This window comes from Actinoplanes cyaneus, assembly GCF_016862095.1.
Classification (GTDB): domain Bacteria; phylum Actinomycetota; class Actinomycetes; order Mycobacteriales; family Micromonosporaceae; genus Actinoplanes; species Actinoplanes cyaneus.
Window position 1 is genome coordinate 1 of sequence record NZ_BOMH01000114.1, and the last position, 8630, is coordinate 8630.

Sequence of the window (8630 nt, forward strand, 5' to 3'; positions counted from 1 at the left end):
CACGATCGACACCACGGTCGAGATCGTCCGCAAGCCCGATGACCAGCGTGGGTTCGTCGTGCATCCGAAACGGTGGGTGGTCGAACGCAGCCTCGCCTGGCTGACCGCGCACCGACGCCTGGCCCGCGATTATGAACGCGACCCCGCAGTCTCCGAAGCACTGATCCGTTGGGCCGCGATCAACACCATGGTCCGCCGCCTCAACCGCGGCCGGCCCGCCACCCGCCAGCAGGGCCCCGGCAAGTCGCAGCGCTGTCTGCTTTGATCGGTTAGGTATAGAAGCGCCGCTGGTGGTGACAGCAAGACGGGCATGACTGGTTCAGAAGATCATCAAGGTTCCTACGCCATGCTGATCGTCCGAAGTGAGTCATGCCCGCGCTGCCATCATCGCTGATCTCGTCTCTGTCTCATGCACCGGCTCCGACCGTGCCGGAAACCGCTGCTGGGCTTCACGCCGCGCTGGCCGCGGTACGTGATCCGCGAGCCCGCCGCGGCGTCCGGCACCAGCTCAGCGTGGTGGTGACCGCGGCGGTGTGCGCCGTCGTCGCCGGTTACCGTTCGTACGCCGCGATCGCGGAATGGGTGGCCGACGTGCCGGACACCACGGTTCAGGCCCTGGGCATGGCTGCGGATCGGCGCCCATCCGAAACAATGATGCGCAGGCTGTTGCAGGCCTTGGACCCGGACCTGCTGACCACGGTGATCGGCACCTGGCTAGCCAGCCGGACTCCGGCGGACATCCCGGCCGGCAGACGAGCAATCGCAGTCGACGGTAAGACTTTGCGCGGCTCCCGCACCGCCGGCACGGCTGCCGATCACGTGATGGCCGCCTGCGACCAGGCCGCCGGCGTGGTCCTGGCCAGCACCGGCGTCGACGGCAAGACCAATGAGATCACCCGGTTCGCGCCGCTGCTCGACCAGAGCAGTGACCTGCGCGACGCCGTGATCACCGCCGACGCGATGCACTGCCAGCGCGACCACGTCACCTACCTCGCGCAACGCGGCGCGCACTGGATCCTGACAGTGAAGGGAAACCAGCCTTACCTGCACAAACAGCTCGCCGGCCTGCCCTGGAAGGCCGTCCCGGACGCTACCCGTGACGACGACCGCGGACACGGCCGACGCGAGATCCGCACCCTGAAGATCCTGACCGTGTCTACCGGCATCGACTTTCCGAACGCCGCTCAGGCCCTGCAGATCCGACGCCGCCGGCGACGACTCGACGAACCGAAACGCTTCACCACCGAGACCGTCTACGCCATCACCGATCTACAGGTCCACCAGGCCAAACCACACCAGCTGGCCGCATGGATCCGCGGACACTGGTCCATCGAGAACAAGATCCACTGGGTCCGAGACGTCACCTACGACGAGGACCGCTCCCAGATCCGTACCGGCACCGGGCAACAAGTCATGGCCGCCCTACGCAACGCCGCTATCGGCGCCTTACGCCTCACCGGCGTCACCAACATCGCCGCCGCCAACCGACATCACGCCCGCGACAGCACCCGTCCGCTCATCCTTCTCGGAATCAACTGACGACTTTGCCGGGGTCCTGGCCGTCGACCGAAGCGTGCCACCTCGGGCAGAGAAATAGGCTCAGGAGCGAAGACTAACGAAGGGCGCAATGCAGACATGCAAGGGTGGATGGAAGACCTCTGGCTCGTAGCGATCTTCGATGAGGTCCCCGACGACGAGGTCCGCCGGTGGTGGAACAGCAAAGACACGCCCCTCCTGGATCGGCTGGTGGCGTCAGCGCCGAGATTCAGACTCGGAACGATCGTGACCGCAGCGGAAGACCACGAACCAGCCAGCCCCACCCGCCGGGTATTCGACCTGCTGTTCCTGCGTGGCACCTGTCCAGAAGACTTCGGTGAGGAGAGCGCCGCGGAGTATGTCCTACCGCGGCTCGACCTACGCCTTCAGTTGGCGTTGCTTACCGCGTTCTCACCGCACTCGGATGACCTGCCGATGATGGAGGCGGCGCCGCTCAGCGCCCTGTCCGACTTCTTAAACGAGTACGAGGGCGCACGATTGGCAACTTACTCGCCGACGGACGCGACGCTGATATCGTTCGACACTCATCATCCGACGAACCGGTCCGGTTTTGGCAGCGCCTGACACATGTTCGCGCGAACATGTGCGCTTTCGAGAACGACTCGTTGGAGGCGATCGCGGCGGACGCCTTCTCCTCGCGTTCGGTCAACACCTGGAAGAGCAGTTCGGCGCCGCGTTTGTCGAGTTCCATGTAGCCGAGTTCGTCGATCTATGCCGACATCCTCATAGACCGATCTATGCCGAGACCGAAACTAGGCAGTCGAGTCCGTGGCGACGTGGGGTGGAGCCGGGAGGCTAAACGACAAGCTGAGCGGGCCGGTCTGATGCCTCCGGCGATCACGACTACGCCTACCCGGCCCATCCCCTCGGCGAAGGCGCGGCCGCGTACCCGCCGCCGGGCTGGCACCCACCGTAGTGAGCGCCATGGAGTCCGTCGCCGAGCGCCCCTAGGCTGCTCTGAACTGCCCCAGTAACCCGAGGGCGCCAGGGCAGTCGTCAGGAACCTCCGGCTGGGATCTCAGGCAGCGCGCGGCCTTATGGATCCGGTTGACGTCGCGGGCACTCATGCCGAAGGTAGCGTTCGGGCCGTCGCGCACTCTAACGCTCCCCCACGCTTTAGCCACCGAATACCACCGCGCTCGGACCCGGTGAAGGTGTTGTGGCCCTGCTGGCGCCAACCACCTGGACGAGTGACCCATAGGCACGCGTCCGATAGCCGAACTCTGAGCGGCATACGCGATACGCTGCCAGGGGCGTTTGTTTCCTCCCCTAGTACGACAGCAGCACTTTCGCGAGGCGGAGTCTTCGCTGGTAGTGGCTTGTTTTGGCTCTGTGCTGGTGTCGGCGACGCCATCGTGACCATCGATCGATGAAGTCGCGGTGGCAGCGGCTGGTGATCAGTGTGCCAGCAGACGGCGGGTTTCGTTGAGGGTGAGGGCGATGAGCCCGTTCTCGGACGGTCGTCTTTCCCGCTGTGGTGGCGGTGACGGCAAGGAACGCGTGGGCGAGCATGGCCAGGGTGATGTGCCCGTACCAGTCGCGAATTGGAACAGTGATCCACGCCCGTTCATCGGGACCAAAACCGCCGAGGAAATCCTCGAATCACTCGCCCGATTTTGTAGCCGATTTCCGGGCGCGGAACGCTAGCCGGCCGGGTGGCGGAGCGGCGCGACCGCACCGGCCGCCGTCAGCCTGGGCACGTTGATCTCGGCGAGCGAAGGCCAGCCGCCTTGTCTACGCTACCGCTGTGCCCAACGCCACCGATGTCCATCGGCTGACCAAACGAACCCTGGTAACCGTCTCGCACTCTCTGGAACAGGCGGCCCTGGCCGCGGCCGAGGACGGGCCCATGCTGGTCTTCGCGCTGTTCCAGCGGCTGCCCTACTTCGAGCGGGAGAGTCAGGTGTACGCGCGCATCGCCGAGCGCGCGGCGGTCACCGTCGTGGGACTGGTGGCCGATCAGGGCGGGCATGCGCCGGCGGGAGTCCACACGGTTGGCCTCGGCGAGAATGAGCTTCTGGCACGGGAGTGGACCGTCGTGGTGGTGACGCCACGGTTCGGTGCGCTGCTGGTGGCTCACGACCTCGAGCGTCTGCGGCCCGGCGCCGCGACGCTGGAGAGCGGGCGGCTCTTCGACGCCCGCCTCGGTCTTCGCCGCGACGAGGCGCTGCACGAAGCCCTTCGGCTACGCCGCCAACTGGGGGACCGCCTGTCCCCCGCCGCGCGGGCCGCCGTGGACGCGGTCCTCGAACGGGTCCGCGAGCTGCCGGCGACCCCCGGCGAGAGCCGAGCCGACGCCGCGCTGCGGGTGTTCGCTGCCCGAGCCGAACGCGACCACCAGCTGCTGATCGCCGGCAGTCGCGAGATCCCCCGGCAGGACCACCCTGGTGACACCGACATCGCCGGCAAGCCGGGTGTCCGCCGGTGGGCGGGTCACACCGGCGTCACCGCCCCGGGTGTTCTGCCCGTCGCGGTCCTCGCGGTCCGCATCGTCCACTCGGCGGGCTCGCCCGACGGGCCGATCGGCCGCACCGCGACGCGTCAGCATCAGGCCGCGGTCGAGCTGCTGGTCAGCCTGCTACGGCCGGGCGATCGGGCCGTCAAGGCCGGGCCTGACGACTTCCTGCTGTATCTGCCGTCGCTCGGCCCCGACGAGGCCCGGCGCTTCGCCCACACGCTCGTCGCGTCGTTCTCCGACACCGCGGCCCGCAGCTCGTTCCTGACCGCGACGGTGACGGTGGCGCTGACCGTCACGCGCCGCCGACCGCTGCCCGAGGACGAGCTGCGACAGGCTCTGGACTGGGCGGTTGCCAGCGACACCCCGGTGGTGACCATCGACGGGTGACGCCGCAGGCGAGCGGGCTGACGGGGATGTCGCGGGGACTTCGGCCGAGCTGGTGTGATCACCCGTTCGCGCGCGGCTACCGGCCGATCTCCGACCGAGTCGAACAAGCGGCGGGCGCGAAGATTCGCGCCCGCGGTGAACGCGCGATCGCCACGCTCAAGACCTGGAAAATCCTGGCCAAGCAGCGCTGCTGCCTCGCCCGGCCACCGCGATCGCGCAGGCGATCTTCGTCCTGCTCCACATAGAAGCCAACCGCTACAACCATGGTGGCACAGCATTTCCACCGGCCACAGCGCGTGACGGCGGGGCTTGGGCACGGCAACTCCTGAATGGGTCAGGTGTTGCGACGACCGTTAGAACCTAAGCCGTCCCACCCTTTGCCGTCTCAGCCGCAGTGGAGCAAGTTGAAGCCGTCATGCTGGGGCCACCCATGGCCCCGTCAGAATTAGCCTCGCGCAGCGAGCCCGGCCTCCCACCGGTCGACGCCCGGATTCGGCAGCAGTTCTTCTCCATCGGCCACGAACGGCGATCGGGATTCATCGTCATTCATCGCCGCCCCTGATGCCCGACGACTGTAAACCGGCACACTCGTCGGCACTCGTCGGCACTGAAAAACGCTCCTCCGGAAGGGCTAACCCTGGATGCACAGCCAGCCAGCCAGACCAGTTGCCGGGCGGCCTTGTCTGCGCTGTTCAGCATCTTGCTGAGGAGGCGGTTCTGGTAGAGCAGACGCATCGGGCTCGGGCTCTCGCTCGCGAGGTTGGTCGCGACGCCGCGCAGATCGCCGGGTTGAACGAGGCGTGCCGGCGGGAGATCGAACGTCTCACCATCGCGCGTGAGGTGCTGTCCGGGCTGGTCACCGGACCGGCGGAATCGATTCCGGCGGGGCGGTTCCTCGCCGTACGGCTGCTGTGGATCTGTCATCTCACTCCCCCGTGGGAACGCGGCGTCGTCTGATGGCGCGCCGGATCCGGTACAGGATCACCAGCAGTCCGCCGGTGATCATCCACCAGACCTCTTTCGGCAGGTCCGGTATGTGCCAGCCTTCGTGCCGGGCCGCGGGTGGCGCAGCCACGGCTGGCGGGGTCGCGGACGCGGCCGATGCGGTGGTCGCGGTGGGCGCGGCCGGTTCCGAAGGTTCCTCGGCGGCGGAGACACCGAGCCAGGTACGCCCGGAGCGGTCCGCCGCGGCGCTGGTGAACGACTGGGCCACCGCGTCGGCTGCCCCGGGCCGCTGCTGCTGGAACGTCTGCTCGTCGACTGCGGCCAGCTCGACCGTGCCGAAGTCCACGCCGCCGTACCGGTAGGTGTAGGTCCAGATGGTCTGCCCCTTGCGTACCTCTCGTTGGAAGTTGTATTCGCCGTTGTGGAACGAGCGGACGTAGTCGTCGAAGGTGGTGCGCGGCCGCCACTGCTCACTCAGTGGCCAGGCGCTGACGTCGCCGCTGTCGATCAGGTCGGCGGCCGGGCCGGTGTCGCTGGTGGCCCGGTACCACTCGGCGGCGACCCGGGCCAGGTAGATGCGGCGCAGGTCGGCGTACTCGGGGGCGGTGTTCACCGCCTTGATCAGCGACGGCAGCACATGGGACCGGTAGATGCCCTCCACGAAGGTGCCGGCAGCGTCGTTCTTGGCCGGGCACGCAGCGCCGTTGACGGCGGGGGTGCCGGACTCCAGGAAGACGCGTTCCACGTTGACGGTCAGCGGGGCGTCGAGGATGTAGAGGCCGCCGTTGTCCTCGCGCACCGATGCGGGCTGCGGCACGATCCACAGGCGGACGGTGAGGCAGGGCTGGTCGCCGTAGCGCTGGTGCAGCGCGTCCCAGGCGGCCCAGTATTTTTTGCCGGCGGGTTTGTCCGGGTGCACGTCGGCCGCCACGGTCTTCTTCATCCGCAGGTCGGCCTCCAGCATGATCTTGCCAGCTTCGGTGGTGCCGAGTCGTTTCTCGATGATCTGGTCGGGCTGGTTGGGGTTCAGGTTGACCCAGTTCGTGTCGGTCGGCAGGCTCAGCCAAACCCAGAAGGCGTCCGAGGCCAGCAGCGCGGCCCGGCGTCCCTCGTCGAGTTGCCGGTCCCGGTCGGCGGCCGTCGGCGGGGTCTTGGCCGGCGCCGCGTCGAAGGCGAACCGGGTGCCGGTGCCGGGTGCGGCCACGTATCGCAGTTCCAGGGTGGAGAAGTCGATGCCGCCGAGGTCGGTGGTCCCGCTGAGCGCTTGGGTGAGAGCGCCGTTGGCCGTGCCGCTCTTGGCTCGTCCGACCCGCGCGGCCTCCATGGCCCGGGCCGCCTTGGCGTAGTTACGATCGTGCTTAACCCACGTGTGGTAGAGGCCTGCCAGGCGGGTTTTGAGCTCGGAGTCCGACCGGGCGCCGCCGGGGTCCAGGTATTTCATCGGGGTGCGGAAGGCGGCCGGCTGCGACTGGTCGTACAGGTTGGGGAACCAGCGCCCGATCTGTTCCTCGCTGAAGCTCATGTCGGGATCCAGATGTGACCGGCACACGTTGGGGGCGTCCTCGCAGGGAATGCGCTCGGACAAGCCCTCGTCGACGGTGTCGGCCAGGTCCTTGTCGTTGAGGTAGAGATAGGCCAGCCACTCGGCGTGCAGCCCGTCGAGCGAGGTCAGGTTGCCGAACCCGGGCGGCCGGTTGGCCGCGTACCGCTTGCTGCTCTCGACCTTCCACTGGCGCGTCCTGTTGTCGTACCGGAAGATGTCAATCCACGTGTAGGTGTTCGGGGTGGCACCTTTCGGCACGCTTCCGACGACGATGTACTTGAGCACGCCGTTCTCCATGAACGAGAACACCGCGACGTTGCGACCCCAGGGCACCTGGTTGAGCGCGAACTCGTGTGCGTCCCGGTAGAGCAGGATGGGTTCGTACAGGGGGTCGCCGAACGGCACCGGCACCAGCCAGTCGTACCGGAGCGGATCCGCCCGCACCACGGCCGTGACGGGTGCGCCGACGGCACCGACCAGCACGAACAGGGTGGCCAGGGCGACTGCGAACCGGTGGAGCCATCGCTTCGTCATGCGCCGTGGCCCCCTTGCAGCTCGTCGACCTCGGCGGACCAGAGGGCGTCTGCCGCGGCGGCGGGCGGGTCGGCGGCCGCCAGGTCGCGGCGGAAGCCGTCGCACAGGGCGGTGATGTGCGCGACCGGATCACCGTCGTGGTCGTGCAGCGCCGTGAGCATGGCCGTGAACCGTCCGGCGGTCAGCATGAAGAGGTCGACGCCGGAGTTGATGAAGCGGGCCGGCCCGGTGTGCACCGAGCTCGGCGGCCAGCTCCAGAGCGCCTCGGTGTCCAGGTCGCACACCCAGAACGGCCACCCGGGGAACTCGGCAACCGACAGGAGCCGGCGACCGGCGCGTTCGAACGGCGTCAGGGCGGCGCCGCGCGCGAACGTCAGCCCGAAGAGGGGTGTGACGGGCAGGCCGACCTCTGTCAGATAGGTGCGGGTGCTTGCGGGCACGGCGGGGTCGATGTCGGCCGTCTCGGGAGCCAGCGCATCACCCCAGAGGCGGCGAATCTCCTGCGTGAGATCCATCCTGATGGCCTTCCTCAGAGGACTCCGGGTTCCTACGAGGGAGGGTACAAGACAATGACCAAGGTCGATCTTGGTCGCGGGGCCGGCCCCTGAGAGGGCGGTTCGGGGATTTTCGGGTCGACCTATACGTTGAGTCCGATTGGAGATCGTTCTCAGGGTTCGCTATAGATATAGGTCAATCGACGGACTAAAGGGAGCCTAGATTGCGACCAGGAGATCATCGATGGCGTTGCGCTGGTCATGAGTAGTTGAACAGGCTCTCGCCCAACGTCTGGGGCTGCCAGTAGTGCATGTCGTGTCGGCTGGTTGGTGGCCACCTCGCCAGATCGACCGGACCGTCCAACTCCGCGGCACTCAGCAGCCGGAATCCCGGCACCGCTGCCAAAGCATCCGCCAGCTCGGGAAACTCGACGAAGGCCAGCGGACCCGATTCACGAACTTGCGCAAATTCGATGACGCGAGGAACCGCCAGTGCGAGAAGCGGGGCGTCGCGGACACAGACCACGGCGATGGTGCGGTCTTGGTAGGCGATAACCGCTTGGTGAAAGTTCGGGGTCTGCCCAGCGCTGATCCGGAACTCGGTCAACGCCCCGCCTGTTTGTCGCGCGGCCTCGTAGCAGGCGCGGCGGAACGCCTTCAAGTCGGTCACGACGGCCAACCCTACGTGCAAACGCTTCAGGCAGAAACACCC

Annotated in this window: 8 protein-coding genes and 2 pseudogenes; 6 read left to right on the plus strand and 4 right to left on the minus strand. The window is 67.4% G+C overall.

Annotated features, from left to right (window positions below; translation table 11 throughout):
* The 3 genes from Acy02nite_RS45645 to Acy02nite_RS45655 all read left to right on the plus strand — a co-directional run.
* On the plus strand, positions 1–265 hold a 265-nt coding region (locus tag Acy02nite_RS45645), incomplete at its 5' end, for a transposase (RefSeq protein WP_203756408.1).
* Positions 266–369: 104 nt separating this feature from the next.
* Positions 370–1539: an ISAs1 family transposase gene (locus tag Acy02nite_RS45650; RefSeq protein WP_264653480.1), complete on the plus strand. Its 1170-nt coding sequence runs from the start codon at positions 370–372 to the stop codon at positions 1537–1539.
* A gap of 108 nt (positions 1540–1647) precedes the next feature.
* The gene (locus Acy02nite_RS45655; RefSeq protein ID WP_203756420.1) at positions 1648–2121 is read left to right on the plus strand and encodes a hypothetical protein; all 474 of its coding nucleotides are present in this window, start codon (positions 1648–1650) and stop codon (positions 2119–2121) included.
* 28 nt (positions 2122–2149) lie between these two features.
* Here Acy02nite_RS45655 and Acy02nite_RS45660 read toward each other — a convergent pair.
* A pseudogene (locus tag Acy02nite_RS45660) lies at positions 2150–2266 on the minus strand (ATP-binding protein); the annotation flags it as partial.
* A gap of 1038 nt (positions 2267–3304) precedes the next feature.
* Between Acy02nite_RS45660 and Acy02nite_RS45665 the strand changes: the two are divergent.
* From Acy02nite_RS45665 to Acy02nite_RS45675, 3 genes and pseudogenes are all read left to right on the plus strand, one after another.
* Positions 3305–4402 carry a DICT sensory domain-containing protein gene (locus Acy02nite_RS45665; RefSeq protein WP_203756423.1) on the plus strand — a complete coding sequence of 366 codons (1098 nt, stop codon included), beginning with the start codon at positions 3305–3307 and terminating at the stop codon, positions 4400–4402.
* A 62-nt stretch (positions 4403–4464) separates the two neighbouring features.
* Positions 4465–4661, plus strand: a pseudogene (locus tag Acy02nite_RS45670) (IS5/IS1182 family transposase); the annotation flags it as partial.
* A 302-nt stretch (positions 4662–4963) separates the two neighbouring features.
* Positions 4964–5359 (plus strand): hypothetical protein, encoded by a 396-nt coding sequence (locus Acy02nite_RS45675; RefSeq protein ID WP_203756426.1) that lies wholly within the window; start codon positions 4964–4966, stop codon positions 5357–5359.
* Here Acy02nite_RS45675 and Acy02nite_RS45680 read toward each other — a convergent pair.
* The 3 genes from Acy02nite_RS45680 to Acy02nite_RS45690 form a co-directional block, all read right to left on the minus strand.
* Positions 5328–7424, minus strand: coding sequence for a hypothetical protein (locus Acy02nite_RS45680; RefSeq protein ID WP_203756428.1), 2097 nt, complete (start codon positions 7422–7424; stop codon positions 5328–5330). The genes Acy02nite_RS45675 and Acy02nite_RS45680 overlap by 32 nt on opposite strands.
* Complete coding sequence (locus tag Acy02nite_RS45685; RefSeq protein WP_203756431.1) at positions 7421–7939, minus strand: SUKH-4 family immunity protein; 519 nt, start codon at positions 7937–7939, stop codon at positions 7421–7423. The genes Acy02nite_RS45680 and Acy02nite_RS45685 overlap by 4 nt, the downstream gene beginning before the upstream one ends.
* Before the next feature lie 238 nt (positions 7940–8177).
* Positions 8178–8630, minus strand: a 453-nt coding sequence (locus tag Acy02nite_RS45690; protein ID WP_239175895.1) for a hypothetical protein, incomplete at its 5' end; no start/stop codon positions are given.

Excerpts from the sequence above, each read along its gene's own strand:
- Acy02nite_RS45650 (WP_264653480.1), top strand. The coding sequence starts at position 370 with ATGCCCGCGCTGCCATCATCGCTGATCTCGTCTCTGTCTCATGCACCG.
- Acy02nite_RS45655 (WP_203756420.1), top strand. The coding sequence starts at position 1,648 with ATGGAAGACCTCTGGCTCGTAGCGATCTTCGATGAGGTCCCCGACGAC.
- Acy02nite_RS45675 (WP_203756426.1), top strand. The coding sequence starts at position 4,964 with ATGCCCGACGACTGTAAACCGGCACACTCGTCGGCACTCGTCGGCACT.
- Acy02nite_RS45680 (WP_203756428.1), bottom strand. The coding sequence starts at position 7,424 with ATGACGAAGCGATGGCTCCACCGGTTCGCAGTCGCCCTGGCCACCCTG.
- Acy02nite_RS45685 (WP_203756431.1), bottom strand. The coding sequence starts at position 7,939 with ATGGATCTCACGCAGGAGATTCGCCGCCTCTGGGGTGATGCGCTGGCT.